The organism is Ferribacterium limneticum (assembly GCF_020510585.1).
Taxonomy (GTDB): Bacteria; Pseudomonadota; Gammaproteobacteria; order Burkholderiales; family Rhodocyclaceae; genus Azonexus.
The window spans coordinates 2,937,170-2,961,489 of the sequence record NZ_CP075190.1; the positions used below are offsets into that span (position 1 = coordinate 2,937,170).

General features: G+C 60.5%; 21 protein-coding genes. 13 read left to right on the forward strand and 8 right to left on the reverse strand.

Features of this window, described 5'->3' with window-relative positions; genetic code table 11:
- Positions 1 to 16: 16 nt before the first annotated feature.
- The 9 genes from KI613_RS14095 to KI613_RS14135 all read left to right on the forward strand — a co-directional run bounded on the left by KI613_RS14095 (position 17) and on the right by KI613_RS14135 (position 13,225).
- Positions 17 to 904 (forward strand): hypothetical protein, encoded by an 888-nt coding sequence (locus KI613_RS14095; protein WP_226400525.1) that lies wholly within the window; start codon positions 17 to 19, stop codon positions 902 to 904.
- A 27-nt stretch (positions 905 to 931) separates the two neighbouring features.
- Complete coding sequence (locus tag KI613_RS14100; RefSeq protein ID WP_226400527.1) at positions 932 to 3,085, forward strand: hypothetical protein; 2,154 nt, start codon at positions 932 to 934, stop codon at positions 3,083 to 3,085.
- A 24-nt stretch (positions 3,086 to 3,109) separates the two neighbouring features.
- A complete protein-coding gene (locus KI613_RS14105; protein ID WP_226400529.1) occupies positions 3,110 to 4,627 on the forward strand; it encodes a c-type cytochrome in 1,518 nt (505 codons plus the stop codon).
- Positions 4,628 to 4,641: 14 nt separating this feature from the next.
- Positions 4,642 to 6,120 carry a c-type cytochrome gene (locus KI613_RS14110; RefSeq protein WP_226400531.1) on the forward strand — a complete coding sequence of 493 codons (1,479 nt, stop codon included), beginning with the start codon at positions 4,642 to 4,644 and terminating at the stop codon, positions 6,118 to 6,120.
- A gap of 26 nt (positions 6,121 to 6,146) precedes the next feature.
- On the forward strand, positions 6,147 to 6,599 hold the full coding sequence (locus KI613_RS14115) for a hypothetical protein (RefSeq protein WP_226400532.1): 453 nt from the start codon (positions 6,147 to 6,149) through the stop codon (positions 6,597 to 6,599).
- A 212-nt stretch (positions 6,600 to 6,811) separates the two neighbouring features.
- The gene (locus KI613_RS14120; RefSeq protein WP_226400534.1) at positions 6,812 to 7,111 is read left to right on the forward strand and encodes a hypothetical protein; all 300 of its coding nucleotides are present in this window, start codon (positions 6,812 to 6,814) and stop codon (positions 7,109 to 7,111) included.
- Positions 7,112 to 7,137: 26 nt separating this feature from the next.
- Positions 7,138 to 8,406, forward strand: coding sequence for a cyclophane-forming radical SAM/SPASM peptide maturase GrrM/OscB (gene grrM / locus KI613_RS14125; RefSeq protein ID WP_226400536.1), 1,269 nt, complete (start codon positions 7,138 to 7,140; stop codon positions 8,404 to 8,406).
- Complete coding sequence (locus tag KI613_RS14130) at positions 8,406 to 9,584, forward strand: TIR domain-containing protein (RefSeq protein WP_226400538.1); 1,179 nt, start codon at positions 8,406 to 8,408, stop codon at positions 9,582 to 9,584. The genes grrM and KI613_RS14130 overlap by 1 nt, the downstream gene beginning before the upstream one ends.
- The gene (locus KI613_RS14135) at positions 9,581 to 13,225 is read left to right on the forward strand and encodes an MAP7 domain-containing protein (RefSeq protein ID WP_226400540.1); all 3,645 of its coding nucleotides are present in this window, start codon (positions 9,581 to 9,583) and stop codon (positions 13,223 to 13,225) included. The genes KI613_RS14130 and KI613_RS14135 overlap by 4 nt, the downstream gene beginning before the upstream one ends.
- A gap of 6 nt (positions 13,226 to 13,231) precedes the next feature.
- Here KI613_RS14135 and KI613_RS21240 read toward each other — a convergent pair whose 3' ends face one another.
- Complete coding sequence (locus KI613_RS21240) at positions 13,232 to 13,360, reverse strand: hypothetical protein (protein WP_264181436.1); 129 nt, start codon at positions 13,358 to 13,360, stop codon at positions 13,232 to 13,234.
- A gap of 138 nt (positions 13,361 to 13,498) precedes the next feature.
- On the opposite strand from KI613_RS21240, the gene KI613_RS14140 reads away from it, so the two are divergent.
- A complete protein-coding gene (locus tag KI613_RS14140) occupies positions 13,499 to 14,011 on the forward strand; it encodes an inorganic diphosphatase (RefSeq protein ID WP_226400542.1) in 513 nt (170 codons plus the stop codon).
- A gap of 19 nt (positions 14,012 to 14,030) precedes the next feature.
- Here the strand turns inward: KI613_RS14140 and KI613_RS14145 are convergent, their stop codons facing one another.
- The gene (locus KI613_RS14145; protein WP_226400544.1) at positions 14,031 to 14,609 is read right to left on the reverse strand and encodes an NnrU family protein; all 579 of its coding nucleotides are present in this window, start codon (positions 14,607 to 14,609) and stop codon (positions 14,031 to 14,033) included.
- A gap of 258 nt (positions 14,610 to 14,867) precedes the next feature.
- On the opposite strand from KI613_RS14145, the gene KI613_RS14150 reads away from it, so the two are divergent.
- The gene (locus KI613_RS14150) at positions 14,868 to 15,107 is read left to right on the forward strand and encodes a DUF2789 domain-containing protein (protein WP_226400546.1); all 240 of its coding nucleotides are present in this window, start codon (positions 14,868 to 14,870) and stop codon (positions 15,105 to 15,107) included.
- 75 nt (positions 15,108 to 15,182) lie between these two features.
- Here KI613_RS14150 and KI613_RS14155 read toward each other — a convergent pair whose 3' ends face one another.
- Complete coding sequence (locus KI613_RS14155; protein ID WP_226400548.1) at positions 15,183 to 15,320, reverse strand: hypothetical protein; 138 nt, start codon at positions 15,318 to 15,320, stop codon at positions 15,183 to 15,185.
- Positions 15,321 to 15,404: 84 nt separating this feature from the next.
- Here KI613_RS14155 and KI613_RS14160 point away from each other — a divergent pair, with 84 nt between their 5' ends.
- Positions 15,405 to 15,893, forward strand: a complete 489-nt coding sequence (locus KI613_RS14160; RefSeq protein ID WP_226400550.1) for a hypothetical protein — start codon at positions 15,405 to 15,407, stop codon at positions 15,891 to 15,893.
- Between the two features lie 287 nt (positions 15,894 to 16,180).
- Here KI613_RS14160 and KI613_RS14165 read toward each other — a convergent pair whose 3' ends face one another.
- Positions 16,181 to 18,484: a YncE family protein gene (locus tag KI613_RS14165; RefSeq protein WP_226400552.1), complete on the reverse strand. Its 2,304-nt coding sequence runs from the start codon at positions 18,482 to 18,484 to the stop codon at positions 16,181 to 16,183.
- A gap of 72 nt (positions 18,485 to 18,556) precedes the next feature.
- The gene (locus KI613_RS14170) at positions 18,557 to 19,159 is read right to left on the reverse strand and encodes a PEP-CTERM sorting domain-containing protein (protein ID WP_226400554.1); all 603 of its coding nucleotides are present in this window, start codon (positions 19,157 to 19,159) and stop codon (positions 18,557 to 18,559) included.
- 594 nt (positions 19,160 to 19,753) lie between these two features.
- Here KI613_RS14170 and KI613_RS14175 point away from each other — a divergent pair.
- A complete protein-coding gene (locus KI613_RS14175; protein WP_226400556.1) occupies positions 19,754 to 20,842 on the forward strand; it encodes an extracellular catalytic domain type 1 short-chain-length polyhydroxyalkanoate depolymerase in 1,089 nt (362 codons plus the stop codon).
- 287 nt (positions 20,843 to 21,129) lie between these two features.
- On the opposite strand, the gene KI613_RS14180 is transcribed toward KI613_RS14175, so the two are convergent.
- The 3 genes from KI613_RS14180 to KI613_RS14190 all read right to left on the reverse strand — a co-directional run bounded on the left by KI613_RS14180 (position 21,130) and on the right by KI613_RS14190 (position 24,248).
- A complete protein-coding gene (locus KI613_RS14180; protein ID WP_226400558.1) occupies positions 21,130 to 22,053 on the reverse strand; it encodes a DUF4062 domain-containing protein in 924 nt (307 codons plus the stop codon).
- Positions 22,054 to 22,620: 567 nt separating this feature from the next.
- Entirely contained in the window at positions 22,621 to 23,073 is a 453-nt protein-coding gene (locus tag KI613_RS14185; RefSeq protein WP_226400560.1) for a cupin domain-containing protein, read from the reverse strand.
- A gap of 626 nt (positions 23,074 to 23,699) precedes the next feature.
- Positions 23,700 to 24,248: a hypothetical protein gene (locus KI613_RS14190; RefSeq protein ID WP_226400562.1), complete on the reverse strand. Its 549-nt coding sequence runs from the start codon at positions 24,246 to 24,248 to the stop codon at positions 23,700 to 23,702.
- Between the last annotated feature and the right edge of the window lie 72 nt (positions 24,249 to 24,320).

Here is a 24,320-nt window from a genome sequence, read left to right on the forward strand (position 1 = left end):
CAAGGGGGAGATGATCATGACACCGACAAAAACCGCTCTGCTCACCCTCGCCGCCCTGGCTGCCGTTGCCACCATGAGCGCCTGCACCAAGCCGGAGCCGCCCAACATCGGCTACGCCCCCTACGACAAGAGCTATCAGTCGAAGATGGACCTCGCCCAGGTCGATTACAAATACCCGATTCCGCCGGCCGAACTGGCCAAAATAACCCCCGACTACCTGGCCAAGCTCGATCAGGAACAGCTCGATCAGCTCTACGGCCGCCTCGCCGCCGGCCCCATCCCGGACGGCGCTTTCGATGGCCGCATCCTGCTGCCGCGCGGCGAAAGCGGCAAATTCCGGCTGAGCGAACTGGTCGGCGGCTTTACCGGCACGCTGCTCCATCTCAAGGGGCTGGTCATTGAGGACGTCGGCGAAGCGCTATGGCGCGGCAAGGTTTTCTTCCGCGACGAGCGCGTGCTGCGCAACCGCATCGATGACCTTTCAGTGCTCAAGAAAGTCGGGCTGGTTGAGGGCGAGCCAAAGAAGATGACCTACGCCGGCAAGGAAACCTGGCTGCTCTTCCCGGCCAAGCTCTATTGTGGCCAGAGCCTGCTCGATGCCCGGCGCGAATCGATCATCATCGACTACTTTTTCACCGACGAAATCCCCGGCTATCAGGAAAGCCCGGACTACCTCGCCGGCCGCCGCGGCCTGAAGGTGCGCGACGAAATCCGCATGATCCGCCCCGGCCTCTACCTCGGCCGCGCCTACCTCGATAAGGCTTTCGCCCTCAACTTCACGCTCTACGACAAGGCCACCGACGACAAGGCGCGCGAGGAGTTCATCAAGACCGGAGAGGTTCAGCAAGACTGCTGGCCGGGCACTCAGCGGCGGCAAGCAGCTGTCGCCACCGCCAAACCGTGATCCGTGAGTTGGTCATGGAAGCCTGCCATGGACCTGCGCAACGCCCTGCTGGCCAGCCTGCTCGGACTGGCCTGCGGGCCGGGAGCGGTAATGTGGGCGGCGGCTGAAACCACCCGCCCGGCGCCGACCTGGGTGATCGACCCGGCTGTGCCCGGTGAAGATTTGCCCCCCGTCGGCCGCTCGCTGTTCGACCAGCTTTTCGCCGTAGCGCGCAACGGCCAGAGTGCCATCGAACTGCCCTTCCCGTTCACCGCCCTGCTAGCCCGCCTCGATGCCCTGCTGGCATCCGATCCCGGCAGCGCCCTGCCGCCGGCCAAGCGCGTACTTATCCCGCTCGGCCGCTCGCTGCAACGGACCGCGGCGGCGCCGGACTATTTCGCCTATCCCCGGGTGGTTGTTGCGGTCGACTCGGAAAATGGCCCAAATTCGACATTTCTCCTGAAAGACCGCGTCTACCTCGGCTATCAGGAAAAATCAGCCGTGCTCGAAGTAATCAGCTACAACGAAGCGGCCGGCCGCTTCGAATTCCAGCTCGTCAAGGACTACCGGGCCGGCGGCCAGCCGCAGGTCTTCTACGCCAACCGCAAGCTCTGCTTCGCCTGCCATCAGAACGGCTCACCCATTTTCTCGCGCGCCCTGTGGGACGAAACCAACGCCAACCCGCAGATTGCTGCCCTGCTCGCCGCCACCGGCAGGCGTTTCTACGGCATCCCGGTCGACCGCGGCATCGACATTCCCTACGCCATCGACAACGCCACCGAACGCGCCAACGGCTTCGCCCTGAGCCAGAAGTTGTGGCGCGAAGGCTGCGGCGACAACGACATTGCCGCCCGCCGCTGCCGGGCCGGGCTATTCACCGCCGCCCTGCGCCATGCCCTGTCCGGCGGCCAGACCTGGGCCCCGGATGCAGCTTTCGACCAGACGGTAGCCGAGCCGCTGCGCCGCGAATCCCGCCGCCGCTGGCCTGGCGGGCTGGCCATCGGCAACCCCGACATCCCGAATCGCAACCCGCTGCATAAAGTTGCCGACTGGCCCGCCGAACCGGCCGCCCGCATCGCCCATTCCAACGTTGCGGCCCGTTTCGAACCGCTGACCCCGCGCGCTCCTCGGGAAATCTGGCAGGCCGAAGCACCGGGTGCGCTCACCACGCTGGTCGCTGGTTTGGCCGAATTCGTTTCCGCCCCCGAGCGCCGCCAGATCGAGGTGGCCCTCGCCCGGCTTCCCGACATCGCCACGACCCAACTGACAGCACCCTGCCGATTCAGCGCCAACGCCCCGGCCTCGCGCTGGTCGCTAAACTGTACTTCGAGCAATGGACCGAGCCTGGCCGGCACCGTAAACCTGACAGCCGGCCGGCCGAGCAGCGGACAACTGACCCGGCTCACCCTGCCCGGCGGTACCGCCCTGAGCAATCTCGATCTGGTGCCCAGCGGCCCGGCGCCGGCAAACGGAGCGAGCTTCACGCTGCGCCTCGGGCAGCAACTCCCGCGCAGCGCCGAGGGCCATGTGCTTGGCCGGCTGGTGTTCCGCCGTAGCGCCAGCAATCCCACCACGGGTGAGGTGGTGCTCGATATCCGCCAGGATTTCGCCGCCATCGAGCGTGCCATGACGCGACTGGCCGAAGGCCCACAAGGCGAGTCGCTGTTCGCGCCCCAAGCCATTCCTCGGGAAAGCCTGCTGGCAGAACTGCTCGCCGAACTCGGCGCCCCAGCCGCCAAGCCCTGTTGCCAGGCCGCCTTGAACCTGCCCGCGCCGCGACTGGAAGTGCCCTCGGCGGCGCTGGGCAGCCTGGTAACCGCCCCGGTCGAATCGGCGTTACAGGCTTTCTACCCTTACTGCGCGACCTGCCACCAAACTGCCGAAACCTTCCCGCCCAATTTTCTGGCCGGCAATGGCGCGCAGGTGGCAGCCCGTCTGCGCCAGTGCGCGCCGCGCCTTTACGTCCGTCTGGCCATGGCCGATCTGGCGCAGGAACAGCGCGACAAGACGCCGATGCCGCCGGAAAGCATGCTGCCGGCCTTCGCCACCAACAGCGAGCGCTGGCGCAACAGCGCCGCCCGCAAGACCCTGCTCGCCCAGGTCAGCGACTGGCTGCGCGCTGAAAGCGGCCGTCCGCCGAATCTCAACGAATTGCTGGCCGGGGGCTATGAAGCCCTGCGGCCCTGCCTACCCACGCCATAAAGCCAACAAACCAAGGGGAGCACCATGAACGAAGAATTCGAACAGACCCCCAGCCCCTGGAAGCGCCGCTTCCTGATTCTCTTTGTTGTCACCATCGTCATCCCCGGCTTCATCGGCCTGCTGCTCCTCAAGCGCTTTGGCGAGGACATTCCGGTCGACTACGCCAGCCCGACCGAGCACTTCAAATACGGCTCGACCGGCGGCGAGCATGAAATGGGCTTCCCCTACTGGATCTGGAAGGCGCTGCCCGAGGTCTGCCCGCAATATCTGCCGGGCAAGGGCTATCAGTCGCTTGGCATGGTCTATGAAAAGAAGCCTGACGGGAGCGACCGCGATCTGCCGATCGGCACCTCGCAGCGCCGCTTCCAGGGCGTGGACCGCGTCTTCGTCAATTGCGCCGCCTGCCATGTCAGCACCGTCCGCACCGCCCCCAACAAGCCGGCCACCATCGTTCTCGGTATGCCGGCCGCCACCTTCAACATGAAGGGTTTCGAGGAATTCTTCTTCCGCTGCGCCGCCGATCCGAAGTTTTCCAAGGAATACATCCTGCCGGAAATCGAGCGTCAGGGCGGCGATCTCGATCTGCTCGACCGCTACCTCGTCTACCCCATCGCCATCGCCATCATGCGCGACCGGGTGCTCGCCCTGGCCGGGCGTTTCGACTGGGTGTTCAAGCAGCGCGAATGGGGCCCTGGCCGGGTCGATACCTTCAATTCGGCCAAGGTCATTTTCAATTTCCCGATGAGCCATCTCGACCCCAAGGAATTCGACGCCCCGGCTGATTTCCCGTCGATCTGGCGGCAGCGTCAGCGCAAGGAACCGAAGGAAATGCAGCTGCACTGGGACGGCAACAACACGACCGTCGAGGAGCGCAACAAGAGCGCTGCCTTCGGCACGGGGACGACGCCGCCGACCATCGATATCGAACGCATCAAGCGCGTCGAAGCGTGGATCATGGATGCCGAGCCACTTCGTTTTTCGGCTTTTTTTCCGGTTGACCGTGGCATGGCCACCCAGGGCGCACCGATTTACCAAAAGTATTGCGCATCGTGCCACGGCGCCTCGGGCAGCGACTTCAGCGGCGAGTACGTCGGCACCGTCGAACCGCTGGCCAAAATCGGCACCGACCGCCGCCGGCTCGACTCCTACACCTACACGCTGGCCGTAAACCAAGCCACGCTCTACGCCGGCTACCCATGGCGCTTCACGCATTTCCAGAAAACCCACGGCTACGCCAACATGCCGCTCGACGGTCTCTGGCTGCGCGCCCCCTACCTGCACAACGGCTCGGTGCCCACCCTGCGCGACCTGCTCGAACCGGCCGCCAAGCGGCCGAAAGCGTTCTACCGCGGCAACGACGTCTATGACCCAGTGAAAGTCGGTTTCGTCTCGAACATCAGCGAAGCCGCCGGCAAGAAATTCTTCCGCCTCGACACCACCGTGCCCGGCAACGGCAACGGCGGCCACGAGGGCAAGGCCTACGGCACCGAACTGAGCGCCGGCGAAAAGGCCGCGCTGGTCGAGTTCCTCAAGACATTCTGAGAGGCGATGACATCATGACTACCTCCTGCTCCTGCAAGACCTGGCTCAAATACGCCGCGCTCGCCCTCGCTGCCCTCGCCATCATCGGCGGGATGATCGGCTACGACCGCGGCTTCCGCCAGTATCCGCAACCCGACTGGGTGACCGCCTCACCGGAAATGCGCTTCAAATACGGTTCGATCGGCGCCGAGAACGACGCCGGCGTGCCTTACTGGATTTTCTACGTGCTGCCCCGGATCTTTCCGGAAAAGCTGACTCAGGATGGTCTGGTCGTTCCCGGCGGCTACGCCTCGCTCGGTGTTTCGTGGGAACAGGGCCAGGAATTGCCGATCGGCTTCACCAAGAAAATCATCGGTTTCGCCCGTGTCGCCAACAACTGCGCCGTCTGCCACACCACCAGCTACCGCGAGAAAATCGATTCCAACCCGGTTTTCGTCGTCGGCGGCTCGGCCCACACGACCAATGTCGAAGGTTTCTTCCGCTACTTGATCGACTGTGCCAAGGACCCGCGTTTCAACGCCGACATCCTGATGGCTGAAATCAACCGGGTGACCCATCTGGACTGGATCGACCAGCTGCTCTACCGCTTCCTGATCATCCCGATCACCAAGAAACGCCTGCTCGAACGCGAAGCCCAGTTCGCCTGGATTTACCGCAAGGATTTCCCGGAATGGGGCCGCGGCCGCGACGATGCAATGAACCTGACCAAGTACTTCATGATCAAGGCACCGATGGACGACACCTTCGGCCCGACCGACATGCCCTCGGTGTGGAATCTCAAGAAATACGTCTGGGAAAAAGGCCACCGGATGAACTACGCCGGTGACAGCAACGATGCCTACTCGGTGATCATGGATTCCGCCCTCGGCGTGCTCGGCGCCCCGCCCGCCAACAAGGCCGACTTTCTCGAGCAGGTCAAATGGCTCAAGGATTACCTCTCCGCATTGCCGCCGCCCAAATATCCCTTCCCGATCAACGCTGCCCGCGCCGCCGCCGGCATGACGGTGTTTGACGCCAATTGCGCCGCCTGCCATGCCAGCGAAAAGACCGGAACGCCGCTCCCCCTGGCTGATGTCGGCACCGACCGTGGCCGGCTCGACTCGTGGAACAAGGGTGCCGCCATCAAGGCCAATCAGGTCGTCAAGGACATGGGGCTGGAGCGCAAAGGGCTGGTCGAAGAAGACCTCATCGGTTACGTCGCCCCCTTCCTCGACGGCATCTGGCTCAAGGCGCCCTACCTGCACAACGGCTCGGTGCCCACCCTGCGCGACCTGCTCGAACCAGCCGCCCGGCGGCCCAAACTATTCTGGCGCGGCTACGACGTTTATGACCAGACGAAAGTCGGCTTTGTCAGCGATTCGCCGGAAGCAAAACGCGTCGGCACCCGGCTCGACACCGCCAGCAAGGGGGGGAGCAACAAGGGGCATGAGTTTGGCACTGGCCTGTCGGCCAGCGAAAAGGACGTCCTGGTCGAATATCTGAAAACGCTGTAACGCCCATCCGGAAAGGAAGGTCACCCATGAAAACCCAGTTCATGATTGCCGGCACCCTCTTATGGCTTTTACCTGCACCACCGCCGTCGGCACGGCGGACATGCTGTCACCCTCCGACCAGGCCGCCGCCCGCCTTCAAGGCTGCCGGCTTCAAACAGAAGGGCAAGCGCTGGCAAGCCTGCGACGACCCGACCCCGAGCTACACCCCGGGCGCCATCGCCGATGTCCGCAACCTCGACGGCGACGGCCTGCCCGAAGCCATCATCACCGAGGACGACAGCTACTGCTACGGCCACACCAGCGTCGGCTACAGCTTGGTCAGCAAGCAGCCGAAAGGCAGCTGGAAACTGGTGACCAGTGACACAGGCATGCTCGACGTCCTCAACACCAAAGGCACCGGCAACTGGCCCGACCTCGAAATCGGCGGCCCCGGCTTCTGCTTCCCGGTCGAACGTTGGAACGGCCGGCAATACGTGTAGCACCGGCATCAATACGAGGGCAAGCCTTGTCGTCCGAGATAGCCGGTAAATTGGCGGCCGAACGTGATTGGCACACCCCAGGAGTGCATCCTTCGGGGTGCGGTCAACCGGAAATATTGGACAAAATTGAAATCAGCTGGAACTTTATTCAAACCGAGAAATCGCATGTTCATGGCATGTAAAATTTCGTAAGCATTCCTGCGGAGGGGTAGGTGAACAACTCAGGAAAACGAGCAACTGGTCTGCTTCGTCGCCTTTGCACGGCAGTGTTGGCGATTGCCGGTGCTTTGGGATTCTGCACGGTCGGCGCCAGTATCGAAGCCCCCTCGACGGAACGACAGATTCTCGAAGCGCGAGTCCTTGAAATGCGCAAGTTCCTGCACGATGCGGAGTCATCTGATGCCGGAATGGCGTCAGAGCGGGAATATGCCCAGTGGTTCAACTGGCCGAACTGGGGTAATTGGAACAACTGGCCGAACTGGCGGAATTGGGGTAATTGGTTCAATCGCTAATTTGAACGCTCAAGGGGGAAGTGCGGGTGAGCATCGCTTCGAATATCCAGTGGGTTCCAAGGCGCACCTTAAGAACAGTTCCATCGGCAATGGTGCGCTTCGATTTTGCTGATTTTTCCCCGGCAATTCGCACCCGCCTGCTCATATTGCAGCCAACCCCGTTCTGCAACCTCGACTGCGATTATTGCTATCTCCCTCATCGTGACTCGAAGGCGCGGATGAGCCTGGAGACGGTTTGTCTGGCCGCCCGGCGACTGGCCGATGACGATCTGGCCGGCCCGGAACTGACGGTCGTCTGGCATGCCGGCGAACCGCTCGTCGTGCCGCCGTCCTTCTACGACGAGGCGATTCCGTTGGTTAGCGAAGTGCTCGGAGGGGCGTGCGCGGTGTCGCATTCAATCCAGACCAACGCCACCCTGGTCGACGACGCGTGGTGCAGACTGTTCAAACGCCACGGCGTGCGCATCGGCGTCAGCGTCGACGGACCAGCATGGCTGCACGACCTGCATCGCCACACCCGACGCGGGCAGGGCACCCACCAGCGAGTGCTGCAGGGCATGGCCAGGCTGCGCGAGCACGGCATTCCGTATCACGCGATTGCCGTCGTCACGGGGGAAACACTCGACCATGCCGATGCCTTTTGCGACTTTTTCCTGGAGCAAGAGGTTCACGAAGTCGGTTGCAACTTCGACGAGGCGGAAGGCTTGAACGACCGCTCCAGCCTCGCGGATCACGAGCCGGCCCACGCCCGATTTGTCTCGCGCCTGCTCGAGCGCCACATCCAGAGCGGCGGTCACCTCAACTTTCGGGAACTGGACATGGCCATGCATCTGATCGCCGAGCCGCTGGCGACCTACCGCTGGCAAGGCCGGGAATGGCCGGACAACGCCCAGACCATCCCCTTCACCCTAATCTCGGTTGCGTACAACGGCGATTTCAGCACTTTTTCGCCCGAACTGCTCGGGCAGCACTCGGTTGAGTTCGGCGATTTCGTGCTGGGCAACGTGCATCGGGCCAGTTTTTTGGAAAGCACAGCAGGCCAGCGCTTCCTCGACCTGTGGGCGGCCATCAGGCGCGGAACGGGGGTATGTGAAGCAAGCTGCGCCCACTTCGGATTCTGCGGCGGCGGGGCGCCTGCCAACAAACTCTATGAAAACGGCAGCCTGGCCAGCGGGGAGACGCTGTACTGCCGGACCATGCTCAAGCGGCCGTTCGACGCGGTGCTGGCCAGACTTGAACGTGATGCCGCCCCCCGGAGCAGGCACGGAAACGCGGCAACAACGGAGACGGAGTGATGCCATTGACTACTGAAAAGACTGTCGTTACGGAAACGATCGATGCCATGAAACGCCCGTTTTCCGAGTGCCGGTACTATGCCTTCTTCAGCTATTCCGAGGGCGACAATCGTGCTTGGAACAAATGGGTGTCTTGTTTCAAGGATGAACTTTATTACTCGTTGCCCGGCCGTTTGCGCGGCATCCGGTTACCGCCGATTCACCATAGCGGAGAGTATCCACTGGTATCCGGCCTTCTGGATGGCAAATTGAAAGACAATGTCCGCGACACGTTTGTGCTTTTCCTGTTCGTGCACGACAACTACCTCGATTCGGGATGGTGCCTGAAGGAACTAGAACATTTCAAGGAGCATTTCGGGGATGACGGATTTCGCGAACGGTTGTACGTCATTGCGATGTCCAAGAATGCAATAGATGAATTGACCAAAGGTGACATGTGGAAGCGCTTGTGCCCCTTTAATGATCAGCTATGGGTGCCGTTTTACCAAGCGGCAAAACCCAAGCAGCCCATTCAGATTTATTCCGGAGAAGACGACGACGCCGAAGGCAAGCACCGCGTCGTTTCAAATACCTTCTGGAAGGCGTTCGTAGACATTCGTGAGGACCTTGCGGACAAAATTCTAGACGCGGTGGCACGCAGCAAAACCGCGGACGTTGCTTCGCAGACGGAAGATCCTGAGATGGTCCGAATCTACATAGAGACCAACGAGCGGCAGGATGAATACAAGGGGCCTCTTGCTGCCCAAGTCTACATAAGCTGGGATCAGGTCGTTGCCAGCGACCATGTCGAGCCTACGCTTCGGGTGCGGCCGACCGGCCTGCCGATGAAGGAAATCAATGACCGCCCCTATCTGGACGATGCCGACGGCGTAGTGCTGTTGTGGGACGAAAAGACTTCCGCTTCGCTTTTGGCGCAAATCACGGCCGTGGAAGACAAGCTTCGCGGAAAAACTCCCATCCCGGGCATTATCGCCTACCCGATGAAGAACGGTGCGCCGGCGCCGGAGGAAGCTCATGTCCAGAACTGGCAGGTATTGAAATTCGAGCCGGATGCGCAAGGCGGCCTGCGCATAGCCGATCAGGACAGTCTGGCACTGGTCATCTTCCTGACCAAGGTTTTGGAGCGCAAGCGTCAGCGCCTGCTGGCCGGCAAGTTCGCAGGCGAGGCAGCGAAATGAGCTGCGCTGACGGACTCGGGGTTTTCCGTGTTCCGACGTCTCCTTATCCGGGCCTGCGTCCTTTCCTCGACCACGAGGCGTCGCTTTTTCTCGGTCGCGGCCAGCAAGTTAAGGATATTGTTCAGCGCCTCGAGGAGACCCAGTTCGTTGCGGTAATCGGTGGTTCGGGGTCCGGGAAGTCCTCGTTGGTGCGGGCCGGGGTCGTTCCGAAGCTGCGCGGCTTCGGCATTCCAGAGGCGGGGGATTACTGGGTACCGGTGGTGTTCACTCCGGGAACCACGGCAACACCGGAATCGGAAGCGAGTCAGAGGGATGAAGAACGTACGGCCAGCCAGACGCCCATCACTAGGCTGGCCTGGAAGTTCTCCCAAACGCTCAACATGTACACGCTGCATAATGACCCGAAGACGGTCGATGACGTGCGGGAAAGCGCGCGACGTAGCGATATCGCGGCCATTTTCCGTCGTGGATCCGGCTTTGCTCGCCTGATCGATGCCTTCTCGAAAGATCTGCCAGCCCGCGGGCCGAAACCGGAAAATGCCCGCTTTCTCGTCGTCATCGATCAGTTCGAAGAGCTCTTCCATCCCAACAACAATCCCAAGACCAAGGGAAATGAAGATACCCGGACCCTGATCGAGGCAGTCATCGATCATTTTTTCAGTCCGCATCCGCGCTGCTTCGTCATCATCACCATGCGCAGCGAGCATCTAGCCGACTGCGCGGGCTATCTCGAATTGCCTGACGCCATCAACGAATCCGTCTATCTGGTTCGGCGGCCTGATAAAGAACAATTGCGCCAGGCGATCACGGGGCCAGCTAACAAATTCCTCCGCACGCTGCAGCGGGGCGACGACGCTGCCGGCCTGCCCGAAGACATCGCATTCGATGAGACCGTCGTCAAGCGGCTGCTTCAGGACGTGGAAGGGATCGCCGACGACCCGGACCACCTGCCCCTCCTGCAGCATCTGCTCGCCAGGATCTGGCAAGTGGCCAGCAAGCGTTGTGGCGTCGATGGCGAGCACAAGGTGCCGAACGCGGTTCAATGGGCCGACCTCGAAGGCGCCGCCGACCCCGCGTGCAAAGAAGAAGTGGGCTGGCTGATCCGGCTGGACGCCGACCGGAAGCAGGAGAATAAGGAAACGCTGAACACCCTGCGTGCCAGCCTGGAAAATTGGGCGCAGGCGACCTATGGGGAGAAGTCCGAAGGCGACAGGAAGCATCTCGACTTCGTCCTGCGCCGCCTGGCCTTCAAGGATCCCAACAATGGCACCTACAACCAGCAGCGACTGGATGTAGACGATCCCGACCTGTTCGCAGGCGAACCCGAGCCTCCGACTGATCTGCGAGCCTTGCTCAAAAAGGGCTACCTTGATTCCGTCCATTACCTGTATTGGGACCGGGAAAATCCGCTGCAGGTGACGCTCAAGGTTTCTCATGAATCCTTCATCCGCGGCTGGGCGCATTTCAAGGGACTGGTCGACGAGGAGGCCGTTCGCTTCGAAGCATTTCTGAGCGTGTTGCGCTGCTGTTCACAATGGCGGGACGAGAAATGGAGTCCGGAACGGCTGCTCGGACAGCCGGAGCTGATCCGGCTCGACGAAGCCAGGCTGGGCCCGGTGTTTGCCGAACGCGACAAGCGCGACGACTGGTTTCGCACCCTGAAACAATATCGGGACGGCGACCGCCTCGGTGACGTCGAGGGCGAGGTTGCGAACTACATCGAGGCGTCGCGAGCGAAGCTTAAATCTGAAGCCGATGCCCAGCGTGCGCTGCAGGAGCGGGAGCGCAAGGCACAGGAAGATGCGCGGCTCGCGGAAGAGCAGGCGCGTAACGCACGAGAAGAAGCTCGACTGGCGAGCGAACGGGAGAAAGAAGCGGACCGGCGCAGGGAGGCCGAGGAAAAGGCCCACGAATTGTCACTAAAAGCGGAAGCCGACGCGAAACAGATTCTCGAAGAACAGGTCCGTCACAGCAGGGAAGAAGCCCGCCTGGTACGTCTGCGCGACAGCGAAGAGAAACAAAGAATTCAAGCCGAGGCTGACAGATCAAAGGCGAAAGCGTGGGGCTGGGGGTTTCTAGCTGTTGCCGCAGTTATCGCATTGTTCGTGGCGGCGCCCTACCTGCGCACCGGTGGCGTTATGAAAGCCAGCCAAGACTTCGCGATGGCGCGGCAGACGGTCGAGCAACGAAGTTATGGCTTGGAACCGGATAGCCGTCTTGCCGGGCATGAACTGGATAAGCTACTGATGGCAACGAGCCAGGTCGCGGATGGACAGGCGAAAGGGGAATACATCAATCAACCGCCCACGAAGTGGTTCAGTTTGTTTCCCCAGATATCCCTGGCGCAGCGCCTGGTATATCTTCAGGACACCGAACCCGTGGTCAACGGGAATTTGCGCAGCCGGATGATTACAGGCATTTGGCGCAGCGACCGGAAACCCCCAGAAAATAAGGAATTCGACCCGGACAATCCAATAGCGTGCAAAGGTAACAGCCTGTCCGGTATCTTTTATCCGGCACGCGGAACGATGCGCGGAATATTCTTGCCGGAGCGAAAACCAACCGACGATATCAACTTCTACGCGGCGACCTATGCCAGAAGCGCTACCGGGCAGGAAGCGACCTGCACGCTCAGCCCCACCAGCATTTGGCGCGAGGCGTTCTTTTTTGACCCGGTCGTATTGCTGGATGCCAACGATCGCTACATGACGATTTCGCGTAGCGGCCAATTTGTCCAGCGAGGTTCAGTCAATCTCTACCGGATTGTCTGGGACGATGATCCGGCGGTTCCCAGCGCCAAGGTCGATCAGATTGGTCAGGTGATCGGCGAGGAGGCCGTAAATGTATTGAAGACGGAGATTAAATCCAAACAGGAAGGGGCTGACCCGAAGGTAAAGAGCGTTCGTACCTGGCCGGAAGACGGTGGTGTCGGGGTGGAGGTCGGCGGGAAGAGCTGGCGCCTGTTTGACGACGACGCCCGGGAGCTCGAGGTTTCAGATGGGGACGAGTGGAAGAAATTGGCTGACGCGTCGCCCGATTGCAAAGCCCTGGAGAAGCGGCTGCGGGACAAGGGAATCCTGAATCCCACCTTTGATGTCAGCACAAAGAGTGATGGTGCGCATTGTTTCGTCCTACAGATACCCAAGCCGCCCGCGAGCAAGGAGCCTGGATCCACGCTGGAGGCTGGAAATGCGGCGGCACACGCGGATCAGGGCGGACCTCCCGAAAAAATTGCGGTTGGCGTCTATAACGCGCTGATTCCGGGCGATTTGCAAGACGTTATACCGACGGCGGTTACCGCGATCCAGCAATTTTCCAGTCGAAAAGCGGCAGAAGGCGCGACGTGGATGGTCGGTGTCAGTGGAAAACATGCGGGCTGGATCGCGCTGGCGAAGTGCGATGGCACGGGCAAGAAATGCAGCTACTCCGGTACGCCATGGAGCACGTCGGCGCTGGCAAGACTGGGCAAGGCGGTGGTTGCGGCTTCCTGCGATCCGCTATCCGATGCCCCGAAAGCGATGCCGAGGACTGTTGACAAATACGTGCTGCAATGCCCGCCATCGCAAGCGAGTGGTCCGAAATCGAGCCCCGGAATCGCTTCCGGGGCCAACCAAGGTGCCGCAGAGAGAAGGGATGACTGATGACGCTCAGGCGCAGGTCGGGGCGAAGCTTTCCTGCGGTTTGGCTTCTTCCTCGGTGTTGCAGACCGGGAGCGAGAAACGCATCGTGCCAAAGACGCCGTTTAAGGGGGTCCAGAATTTTGTGTAAACGAACATTTGGCAGGACACTCACCGAACATCGAATACAAGTGCCAGTGCCCCGGCCTGCTGATTCCACCGGATGAGCCCAACTCCACGGGCACACCTGAGCTATGCTTCGAGTAACCATGATCGGTTTGGCATTGTGGCAGCCCCATGAAAAACGAGAACTGCCACCCCGCCCCCGCCCACGAGGTCGCGGATGAGGCCCCCGAGGTCGAGGTGGTGATCGAGGTACCACGAGGTTGTTTCCTGAAACGCGGCTCCACGGGGCGCATTGATTTCATCTCGCCCCTCCCAAGTCCGTTCAACTACGGCTCGGTGCCGAATTACCTGGGGCTTGAAGGCGATCTGCTGGATGCACTGGTGCTCGGGCCGCGTTTGCCCCTCGGTACTCGACTTCGGATCAGGGCGTGGGGCGCGGTGACCTTGACCGACCGCGGCATGAGCGACGACAAACTGGTCTGCAGTGCCGCTCCTCTGACTACGGCGGAGCGTGAGCAGGTGCTCCGCTTCTTTCACTTCTACGCGCGCTGCAAGGCACTACTCAACCGCTGGCGCCGCCGCCCGGGCCGCAACGCCTGCGAGGGCTGGCGTACAGCCAGCGATGCGATCGCTCGTGCCGCACCCTTTGACAACATCTGGAAAGGGCCTCCGGTTAGGTTCTGAGCTTTTCTGGCACGACAGTTCAGCCAAACGGTCTCACGCCGATCAGCCAGCCATGCAGAACGGTGGCGAACAATGCCCAGGCGGCCGTACCGATGATCACCACCAGTGCGTCGCGCGCCGCGGTGCCAGGTTGAGCCTTCTGCCCAACGGGCGGTTCGCGGCGCCGGGCGGAGGCAAAATCGAGGACGGCCCAGACGAAGAAGGCACCGAACAGCACCACGGCATGGGTGCGGCCGTTGGCGATGAGATGGGCGAAGGCCCAGATCGCCACGCCCAGGATCATAGGATGACCGACCGCCGCTTTGATTCGGCTGCCGGGCACATAGGCGGCGACCAGCAGCACGAAGGCGGGCAGTGTCAGCAAGGCGGCCAGGTGGACGGTCCACCGCGGTGGTTGCCAGAGAACCTGGGCCTCAACGCCGGCCAGCCCGAAACCCCAGACGATCAACCCCAGCACCAGAGCGGAAATCAGCGCGTACAAACCCTTCCAGCGATTCTCGCCAAGGCGGGCGATCTGCCTGCCGCGCCAGCCTTCGGCGACGATTCGAATGGAATGCGAGGAAAGAAAGAGCAGCAGGCCGATCAACAGTATGCGCATGGTCCTGTTCCTTGAAGGGTGAGTGGTAAAAAGCGTCGAACGCCAGCCCGAATCATGCCTGCGGAATTATGGCATGCCGGGGCGTGCAGGGTGGCGGCATGGCCGCTCCCGCCCAGACGGCCGGTCAGAGTGTCTGAAGAGCAGTGGGGGTTTCCCGGAATCACCAACACCACGCCCGAACTTCCAGACCTGAATCGTATCCAACCTGTGCCGCTAAATGGCAACACCGTTGCCAGTGACGTCCAGCGAGGAGCCAGCATGGAACGACCCGTACACAGCATGAACAACCTGTTTGCCCAACTCGGCAAGCCGAGCGACGACGACGCCATTGAGCGGTTCATCGAAACTTACCGCCCACTGGCCGGCGCCATGCAACTCCATGAAGCATCCTTCTGGAGCGCCTCGCAGGCTTGTTTCCTGCACGAGGCACTTCTTCATGACGCCGATTGGGCGGAAGTTGCCGACAAGTTGAACGTCGAATTGCACGCCCGGCACTAGCCGGCAAATGCCATGATGGCTGGAGACAGATACCATCGGCAGTATCGCGGTGGCGGTGAACTGCCTGTGGGGCGCTCAAACGAAGCGTTCGCCGGAGCATATTGCCATCTCGACCAAACGCATGCCCAACGAACTGATCCAGGCGCTGGCCACTGCGTTGATGAATATCGCCAACGACATCCGCTGGCTGGCATCCGGCCCACGCTCCGGCATGGCAGTTTCGGGCACCACTGCGTGCGCGGCATCAAGGCCAACCGCTAGCGCCTTGTGGTGCTCATTCTGAAAGGAAAGTATTCGATGAAAACGAATCTTCTGATCGCCGGCGCCCTCCTGGCCTTTACCTGCACCACCGCACTCGGCGCGCCCGAAAAGCTGTCGTCAGCCGACTTGGCCGCCGCTTTCAAGGCTGCCGGCTTCAAGCTCAAGGGCAAACGCTGGCAAGCTTGCGACGATCGGTCACAAGGCGCCACCCCAGGTGCCATTGAAGATGTTCGCGATCTCAACGGCGACGGCCTGTCCGAAGCGATCATTACCGAAGGCGGCACCTTCTGCTACGGCAACACCGGGGCTGGCTACAGCTTGGTCAGCAAACAGCCCAATGGCAACTGGAAGCTCATCACCAGCGGCACCGGCATGCTCAACATCCTGACCACCAAAGGAACCGGCAACTGGCCAGACATTGAAATCGGCGGCCCCGGCTTCTGCTTCCCTGTCGAACGCTGGAACGGTCGGGAATATGCGTTGCACCGCCATCAATACGAAGGCAAGCCTTGTCGGCGGAAATAGCCGCCTGAGCTACTCGCCAAGCTCGGTTCCCACGGTCAACCGGAAATTTTGGCCAAAATTGAAATATCCGAGGCTTGGAATCGAGGGCGACCCCGGTCGGTCGCCCTCCAAAGCTCACCGTAGGCACCTGTCGGCCAGATCTGTCAGGTCTTGCGAAGAAAACGGGAGCCACGGCTCCCGTTTTTGTTTCGACGGGTATTGTCCTGGCACGTTACCAGCCCACCGCCGAGGAGCTTGCTGATCGGCTCGTCGGTCAGCGCAACGCCACCCGTGCCGACCAGCCCGATTCAAAATATCGGTATCGTCGCCGCGTCGATGGACTGCAGGAATCTCACTATCTTTGCCCGGTCGGCGGGGTTGGAGAGCTTATCCACGCCGCTGGTGCCGGCAGAGCGGTGCGTGACGTTGTTCAGCACTTCGTCCAGCGACTTCGCCGCACCGTTATGCAGGAAGGTCCGCGGGAAGGCGAACAGCGACAGCAGTGAGGCGGGAACGAAGCCGTCGGCGCCGAGCGGCGCGGTGGCGGTGGCGCGCACCTCATTGAAGAAGCTGGCGTCGAAGGTACCGACCTTACGCAGTTCGCCGATGATCTGGCCACCCACTACCTGGGCAGCGCTCGGCGGCGGCGTATAGCGCAGCCGCCCGCTGGTCCATTGCGGGCCGCCGTGGCATTGCTGGCAGTTGGCGGAGGTGAACAGGGCACGTCCGGCGAGCACGTCCGGCTCGCTCTTGGCGACCGGCGAGATGGGCGGGCGGATGCCGAACTTCTCGAAGGCCTTGATGGCGTCCCAGCCCCCCACGCCGCGCACCTTGAGCTGATTCCGGTTGGCGCTGGCGGGGGTGAAGGCGGCCACCGCGGCGTCGGGCGTCACGCCATCGGCCTGGACGATCAGGCCGGCGCCGCCGGAGACATTGCGGATGTTAAGTTCGAAATCCTCTTCCTCGTCAAATATCGCCGACCAGTTGAGAATGCGTTGAATGCTGCGGGTCGAATCGGTGAGATCGAAGTCGGTATGCTGCGGAATGGTCCGCCGCGGCCCGGCGGCGAAGATCCACACCACGTTGTCGGTGAGGCCGAAGGGGCTGTGGCAGGCGGCGCAGGAGCCCCAGCCGTTGTTGGACATGCGCCCGGTGATCGGGGCGCCGGCCGGCGTTGCTGGATCGAACTCGCCGACCGAGGTGTTGTACAGCTCCTTGCCGATGTGCACGATGTCGGCCTGAGTGCCAACGGCCGGCATGTTAGTCGATTTCAAAGTCGCCATCACGGCCTCGGGAATCGCAGTGAGGTTGATCACCGAGACGTCGCGGGACACGTAATTCATGACGTAGGCGCGCGTATCGGCACCGTTGACCACGATGCCGCGCGGGTTCTTGCCGACCTTGATCTGCAGCACACGGGCTGAATCGGTGGGATCGCTCAGCACACTTGGCGCGCCGGACTGCCCGTCCACCGCCAGCTTGACGACGATGTTGCTCGCCGCGCTGACGACGTAACCCTCGTCGGCCAGGTGCTTGAAGGCTAGCGCCCAGGGCTGGGTGATGAACAGCTTGGGCGTCGACGTCTGGTCGCGCACGGCGGTGTGCATGTTGAGAGTGAGGCCGGCGTCGAGGTGGTTGCTGCCGTCCAGCACCGACAGCAGGCTGTGGGTGTTGACGTCAAAGCGCACCGGCCCGTTGGGTGAGGCGCCAGTGTTGGGGACGTAGGCGAAGCCGTTCTTGATGCCGATGCCGTTGAGCTGGTTGGGGTAGGCGCCGGTGGTGAAGGTGAAATTGGCGCCTGGCGCGATCCGCGCCAGGGCATCGCCATTGGCCTTGAAGCCGCTGTCGGCAAGCGGCTGCAGGGTCGCTTCGGTGACAATGCTGTCGGTCGAGGTCGACAGCACCGTGACTTTGCCGACCTTGGCGTCATCGGCGCCATCCACCTTGCCGGCCACCGGCAGCGAGAGGAATTGGGTGACGTAGACAGTTTCGTCCGTGTCATCGCCGTCGCCGTCGTTGGAAATCGCCAGGCCGCGCGGCTCGAAGCCCACGTTGGAGATAGTATTCACTACCGTGTCGGTGGCGGTATCGATGACCGAGACCGAGTTGGAGCGGGCGTTGGTAACGTACAGCTTTCTGCCGTTGGGGGTCAGCGCCAGGCCGTAGGGTTCGGTGCCCACCACGATGTGCTTGCTCGGCCTGGCGACCACGCCGTTGGCGATATTGGTCTTGATCACCGACACCGTGCCGCTCACGGTGTTAGCCACGTAAGCCTTGCTGCCGTTGGGCAGGAAGGCCACGCCGTTGGGTTCGCCCTGCACTGGCACTTCCGCCACCCGCCGGTTGCGGTCGCTGCGCAGGTCGAAGAAGGTGACGCTGTTATTGTCCGGATTGGCCACCACCAGAAACGCGCCATCGGCGCTCAGCGCCAGGGGCTGCGACGAGGTCGGCCCAGCGAATACGTTGAGTGGCGCCGCCATGAGCGGCGCAGCAGTGAGCGGCGACGGCGACCACACCAGCGCACCAACGCCCGCCAGCAAGGCGATCACTGCCGTTATCGCCCGACCAGCGTGCCGGCTCTCGAACCTTATCTGCTTCGCGGAAATGCTCATGGGAACCTCCTGATGCAAGACACGCCCGACATCGTCGCAGCCGGGCCAAACGAACGGATAACCGGCCCGGACTCAGCGCAGCGGCGAGCGTCTGGCGAGGATTAGCCCGGCCAACGCCAAAGCGAACAAGGCCAGCGAGCCGGGTTCGGGCAGCGGGGTAGCAGTGGCGTCGACGATGAAATAACCGCTACCGCCGAAGCTGGGTGCCAGAACGGGCACGATCGTGATGGCGTGCGCCCCGGCCGCAAGGAGGAAACTGCCATGGCTGATGCTCGGGTCGGCCAGACAGGGCACGGGATCGTCGCCGCAGTCAACTATGTTGGCCCCCGGAGCGGAGGTGAGCCCCAGGCTCAGGCCGAAATCGAAGATTTCAAACTGGTCGCCGGACTCAAAGGCATCGGTAACGATGAGCTCCGAACCGCTGGCGGGTGCCAGGAAGGACCAAGGCGAGGCGTCGGCAAATGTCGTCGGCGTGCCGGAACTAGCCAGGCAGAAGGCTCCGGCCGGGTCCGCCGGGTCGCAGCCAGTGGCCGCCAAACCGGCATCGCCGAAACCGAACTGGTAATAGGTGCCTGACACGATCGGCCCGGCCTGGCTGGCCCCCGGCATTGCGAGAAGCGCCCAACAGCTAAGCGCGGCAACGCGGGAGAGTCTTGGAAAACGAAAAGGGTTCATGGCACCTCCAGGACGAAGGAACGGAGCGCAGGCGATCCCTCTCGTCAGGTAGTACCCGCACCGGAGACCGTGTCGTCACCCGCATGCATCAAGCGTACCCGAATGCATAATCGTCAATCATCAATGACTTAGACGAATACCCGGACACATGGGGCGGCCCCGGTGTAAAGAAATCCGACAGCACCGAACTCCCGGACGGCAGGATTTGGCCGCTCCGGCCGGCGACGGTAAAACTCTTCGACATGCGTGTCTGGCATATCGACTGATCAGCCCGCCAGATGCTCCGGACGCCACAACCGGAATTCGTCGCTCCACCCTGCAAAGACGCAGTGCATCCGCCGGCAGTTTGGTAAAAGCAGCCAATCACGGCCATGCCTGAGGCGATCAATTTCATGTGGTGAAGCAAGGCGGCAGTTGAATCCGTCTTCCACGGTCAACCGGAAATTTTGACCAAAATTAAAAAGCATCCGGGCATTTAACGAGAGGTCGCTGAATTTCCTGCCTCATGGCCGATGGTCACGACAATGTCGGGAACATAACCAGGCCATGCGAGTCACATGCATTTCACATACACCATGTCGACAGGAACTCAAAATGAATACACGCTTGGCGGTTCCTAAGAAATCACCCAATACGAAGCCAGGCAAGCGCTGGCTCAACGCATTCATGCTGACGCTGTTGCTGGCGCTGCCGCTGACGGCTTCCGCGCAATCCTCCTGGTGGTGCATCTGGTTCCCGTGGCTGTGCGCCGCCCCGGCCAGCAGTTGCGGCGCGCCACTGAGCGAAGTCACCAACTTCGGCGCCAACCCGGGCAATCTGAAAATGTGCCAGTACCTGCCGGCGAATCTCGGCGCGTCGCGCCCGCTGGTCGTCGCGCTGCACGGCTGCCGGCAGGAGGCGGCGGCTTACGATGACGAGCCGGGCTGGACCAAGCTCGCCGACCAGCACCGTTTCGCGCTCTTGCTGCCGCAACAGCAGCAGGCCAATAACTCGTCGAAGTGCTTCAACTGGTTCGAACGCGGCGACAACGAGCGCGACAGGGGCGAAGCCTTGTCGATCCGGCAAATGATCGACAAGGTCAAGACCGATGCCCGCGTCGACCCGCAGAAAGTCTATGTCACCGGCCTTTCAGCCGGCGGCGCCATGACCGCGGTGATGCTCGCCACCTATCCGGAAGTCTTTGCCGGGGGTGCGATCATCGCCGGCATCCCCTACAAGTGCGCCAACGACGCGGGCGAAGCATTGGGTCAATGCGGCGTCAGCCTGTCGGGTCAGGTGGCGCCGATGAAAAATTTGACGCCGGCCCAGTGGGGCGCGCTGGTGCGCAGCGCTTCGAACCACAATGGGCCGTTCCCACGCGTCTCGATCTGGCAGGGGACAGCGGACGGCACGGTCAACCCGCAGGACCAGCGAGAACTGGTGGACCAGTGGACCAACGTGCTGGGCATCGATCAGATCCCCGACGGCGAGGACACGATCAACGGCCAGGCACACAAGCAGTACAAGGACAGCAACGGCAAGGTGCTGGTCGAGACGGTGTTGATCACTGGCATGGGGCACGGCACCCCGATCGCTCCCCGCGCTGCGGAAAACGGGTGCGGCAAGGCGGCACCGTTCATTCTGGACGTGGGGATTTGCTCCAGCTTCCACATCATCAAGTTCTGGGGGCTCGACGTACCGTGAAGATCCGATGACTGCGCCCCTGGCTTCTGCTTCCCCGCCCCCTTGAATGGCTGGCTGGACGCCATTGCTACGGTCAACCGGAAATTTTGGCCAAAATTGAAATGTCTGAGGCGTTGAGTTGACCAAGGAAATCCTGCGTATGGTCATTTGGAGTTCGCAATCTGAACAACCGTGACAGAAAGCATCCCCACCGTTGGCTTGTTATTCCCTCGCGCTACTGCTTGGAACTGCCGTGAATGAGTGCTTCGTGCCCTAAACGGTCGGACGGTTGTTATGAAAGCGGCCGTTCATCCTCGCGCTCTTTCCAAGGCATCAAACAGCAGATTCAAGCACTCATCTACGCGATTGGTGATGCCGAAGGCGTAGGTTGGTGTTCCAAGGTCTGGGCGATATGCGCCGACCGTGAAGATCACAGGAGGAGCGTTGGGCAAAGTTCTTAGTCGCTCCAAAAAACGAATTCCTTCATCTTGAATACCATACCGCTCCATGTCTGAGATGACCACATCAAATTTCTTGGATGTAAGCGAAGCAATCGCAGAGTCTGATGTGGTTTCAATGCTGACATCGATTCCAAGTTGCTCCATTAGCGAGACTACATAGTTCATCTGTTCCGGCACATCGTTCACAAGAAGCACTTTGGCACCAGCGACAACGTGTGCCAAGCGTGCGGCCCTCCGGGCAGCCTGAGAGTTTCCCGACTCCGAACTGCCGGCCTCGGCGCTTGGGGCTTTATCTAGCGTTTCCTTGACCTTTCGAGTTAGAAGAAATCTTCCCACTGAGGAGGCGACTTTGAATGCAAAGTCATGCGGTGTTGAAACAACTTCTGTCACAATTTGACTCTGAATGCGATTCTTGAATGAAAGGAGCGCAGTTCGACTAGGCTCGCCATCGATGTGCTTTGGTGGCCACGGCTGTTCATCGTCTATCAGGAAGCAGAATACGGGTTTGGACCTAGATCGAGCAAACTCAAACTCTTGCTCCGTTATTGAGGTTGTTTGGCCTTCGGGAATATGCCCGTACCTATGCGCATAGATACCTACAAGCGCATCGGACTCCGCAATTTCATCGAAGCAAGCCGTAGTCGCATCTGTGGGCCTAGCTCCGAAAACCTCCATTCGAATACCTTGTTGGCCCAAGCGCTCAAGTGCCTCTGCTCCAGCCGCTCGATACTCGATGAGGTCTCGATATGTGGAACTCAGGAAAATTTTCATGGTTGATAACCTAGGGAACGCTCAGTGGCGGTGCGGTTTCAAGTCTCAGGCGCAGAAACTTCCGGGCTATTGCTAATAATACGGACACGATTGAGTTGCCAGCACGGTTTTGAATGACAAGGAGATTATCCGATGGAGGTCTCCTTATCAATCAAGAATCATACGGACAGAGCCAATGTCTGCTATGTGAGGCCGGATACCTGCCGATCAGTGCCAAAGCATGACGAATGTCCGCTTCATTATTTGCCCCATGAGTGCTCAGTGAGGTTCAACGCCCGAATTCACCGGCCTGCGCGTCTTTTCGCGCAGGCCGGTGGAATGATGGGTTGGGACGATCATTTCTTTGGAAACTCCTCGTGACCGCAGCGAGTACATGACCACCACCAAGCAGAGTCATGAGTGCTGTTAATACGAAGAGTACCCGCTGGTACACAAAATGCTCGAAGTCTCAGCGAGCCGTGGTCGAGTAGGTGGAATATGGATTCTTCAAGCATAGCAACCGGTTCTCCATCAACTTATCGGCAGCGAAGTCAGGAAAGGCGAGGCAGTCGCAACGAGAGCCAGTGGTTAGCCAGGTGTGCTCGACCGTTGAGCCTGATAAAGCTCAACCAGTGCCTGGAAGGTCACTGTGCCAAGTGGATTACCTGCGTCATCAAGAATCTCGTAGAGCAATTCTTCGTTACCGGGCCGAATGCTGAAATGAATAATGACATCCTGTCCGCCGCCACCTTCCCGATGGGGTACTTCGCTGCCAGGCGAAACGGTGTAGCTGCCTGTCGGCCGTGTCTCGCGCAGGCTGCCATCGGTCTCGTACAGTCGGTGCTCCCCTTGAACCACAAAGGTATGGTTGAGCGCATGATGACGGTGCAGAACGATTTGTTCATTGGCAGGAAATTTGAACAGCACATCTGCGATTCGGCTTTTCTCGTCCAGATCAAGGATGGTGTAGTGAAAACTGGGCACAAAGTCGCCAAAGCGATTCCAATGAATGGCGTGATCATCGAATTGATAGCTGGTCATCTGAGATATCTTTCTGTCTGAGTTATTGGCCAATTGCCGTAGTCATTAGACGATTGGCCGCAGGAATCTCATAGGGAACGCTGCCTGTGATGGCGCGGGTATTTTGCCCGCTTGGAATTTTCAAGGACAGCGTCGAATGTCGCGTGAGTGGCCGACGTGTACAACTTCACGAAATCGAACGAAATAAGGACCCAACGCAAAGCGGGGGCAGCAAAACCTCATGGAGCAGGCAGTCACCTCAAATCCGAGAATGGCTCTTTGCGGCGTACACCGTGCAACTTGAAAAAACGGCGTTTCCTAGTGAGTGAATGCGATGAGTAGCCGGTCTTTTGGGGTATCTTAATTAGCGACCTTGCTGACTAGCGTTGGCGACATTGAGGCAGAGCGGTCGTTAATTTTTGCTCGCCGAATACCGGTCACTCAACTCGATTACAGGGCGCACCACCAGCAGAAATTTAAACGTAACCCCGACCGGCGGATTGTGGCTGACTGGGGCCGGTTGCTCTGCCTGATACTGGTCATTCCTAGCTACGGCAGCTTTCTTGAAATCGACGTGGCTGGAACGTGCCCATTGCTGACGTAGCCAGATTTGGAAAGCTGCCGCTCAGGTCAGTTGGAATGAGAGGTTAGCTATTTTGGATATTGGTTTCAACGTGTGGGAACGGTGTGTTCCAGTTGGTTTCAACAATTGCTAATTCGATAGAGTCACCATCGAACAGGTCTTCAAGCTGCCAATTCCAATTCTCTCCGTCGTTTCCTGCCATTACATAACAGCGCGCATGATCGCGTGGCACGTTGGCCAGCATGAAACTAAAACCACCATCGGGTGGATGCGATAGCCGAACCTTGTGTTCGCCTTCAAGCACAACGTCAAATCCAAGACGAAGGCCGGAGGGAACGGCATATGTTTCCCCTTCGCGGGCAAAAGTTTCAATGGCACAAACTGAGTTTTCAACACACTCCGTTGTGACGGCATACGAAAATTTCAGGCGATCACCTGGTTTGATTGTCTTGAGCCAGTAGTCAGCTTTCTCCGCACCGCTGAGCTTTACGGATACCCGCAGATACAGGTATCCCTCAGTGGAGTTGTACAGGTGAACTGAAAGTCCTCCCCGTTCGGCAGAGACGGCCCGCAATGGTCCGCTGTCGTTGTACTCGATAGTCAGTGCGTGCATAGGATACCGATGATGGCTAACGTTGAAGCTCAGCCGACGACAGGCAGCGTAGCTGGCTGACGGTCGGCTGGA

Excerpts from the sequence above, each read along its gene's own strand:
- KI613_RS14095 (WP_226400525.1), top strand. The coding sequence starts at position 17 with ATGACACCGACAAAAACCGCTCTGCTCACCCTCGCCGCCCTGGCTGCC.
- KI613_RS14100 (WP_226400527.1), top strand. The coding sequence starts at position 932 with ATGGACCTGCGCAACGCCCTGCTGGCCAGCCTGCTCGGACTGGCCTGC.
- KI613_RS14105 (WP_226400529.1), top strand. The coding sequence starts at position 3,110 with ATGAACGAAGAATTCGAACAGACCCCCAGCCCCTGGAAGCGCCGCTTC.
- KI613_RS14110 (WP_226400531.1), top strand. The coding sequence starts at position 4,642 with ATGACTACCTCCTGCTCCTGCAAGACCTGGCTCAAATACGCCGCGCTC.
- KI613_RS14115 (WP_226400532.1), top strand. The coding sequence starts at position 6,147 with ATGAAAACCCAGTTCATGATTGCCGGCACCCTCTTATGGCTTTTACCT.
- KI613_RS14130 (WP_226400538.1), top strand. The coding sequence starts at position 8,406 with ATGCCATTGACTACTGAAAAGACTGTCGTTACGGAAACGATCGATGCC.
- KI613_RS14135 (WP_226400540.1), top strand. The coding sequence starts at position 9,581 with ATGAGCTGCGCTGACGGACTCGGGGTTTTCCGTGTTCCGACGTCTCCT.
- KI613_RS21240 (WP_264181436.1), bottom strand. The coding sequence starts at position 13,360 with ATGTTCGTTTACACAAAATTCTGGACCCCCTTAAACGGCGTCTTTGGC.
- KI613_RS14140 (WP_226400542.1), top strand. The coding sequence starts at position 13,499 with ATGAAAAACGAGAACTGCCACCCCGCCCCCGCCCACGAGGTCGCGGAT.
- KI613_RS14145 (WP_226400544.1), bottom strand. The coding sequence starts at position 14,609 with ATGCGCATACTGTTGATCGGCCTGCTGCTCTTTCTTTCCTCGCATTCC.
- KI613_RS14150 (WP_226400546.1), top strand. The coding sequence starts at position 14,868 with ATGGAACGACCCGTACACAGCATGAACAACCTGTTTGCCCAACTCGGC.
- KI613_RS14155 (WP_226400548.1), bottom strand. The coding sequence starts at position 15,320 with ATGCCGGAGCGTGGGCCGGATGCCAGCCAGCGGATGTCGTTGGCGATA.
- KI613_RS14160 (WP_226400550.1), top strand. The coding sequence starts at position 15,405 with ATGAAAACGAATCTTCTGATCGCCGGCGCCCTCCTGGCCTTTACCTGC.
- KI613_RS14165 (WP_226400552.1), bottom strand. The coding sequence starts at position 18,484 with ATGAGCATTTCCGCGAAGCAGATAAGGTTCGAGAGCCGGCACGCTGGT.
- KI613_RS14170 (WP_226400554.1), bottom strand. The coding sequence starts at position 19,159 with ATGAACCCTTTTCGTTTTCCAAGACTCTCCCGCGTTGCCGCGCTTAGC.
- KI613_RS14175 (WP_226400556.1), top strand. The coding sequence starts at position 19,754 with ATGAATACACGCTTGGCGGTTCCTAAGAAATCACCCAATACGAAGCCA.
- KI613_RS14180 (WP_226400558.1), bottom strand. The coding sequence starts at position 22,053 with ATGAAAATTTTCCTGAGTTCCACATATCGAGACCTCATCGAGTATCGA.
- KI613_RS14185 (WP_226400560.1), bottom strand. The coding sequence starts at position 23,073 with ATGACCAGCTATCAATTCGATGATCACGCCATTCATTGGAATCGCTTT.
- KI613_RS14190 (WP_226400562.1), bottom strand. The coding sequence starts at position 24,248 with ATGCACGCACTGACTATCGAGTACAACGACAGCGGACCATTGCGGGCC.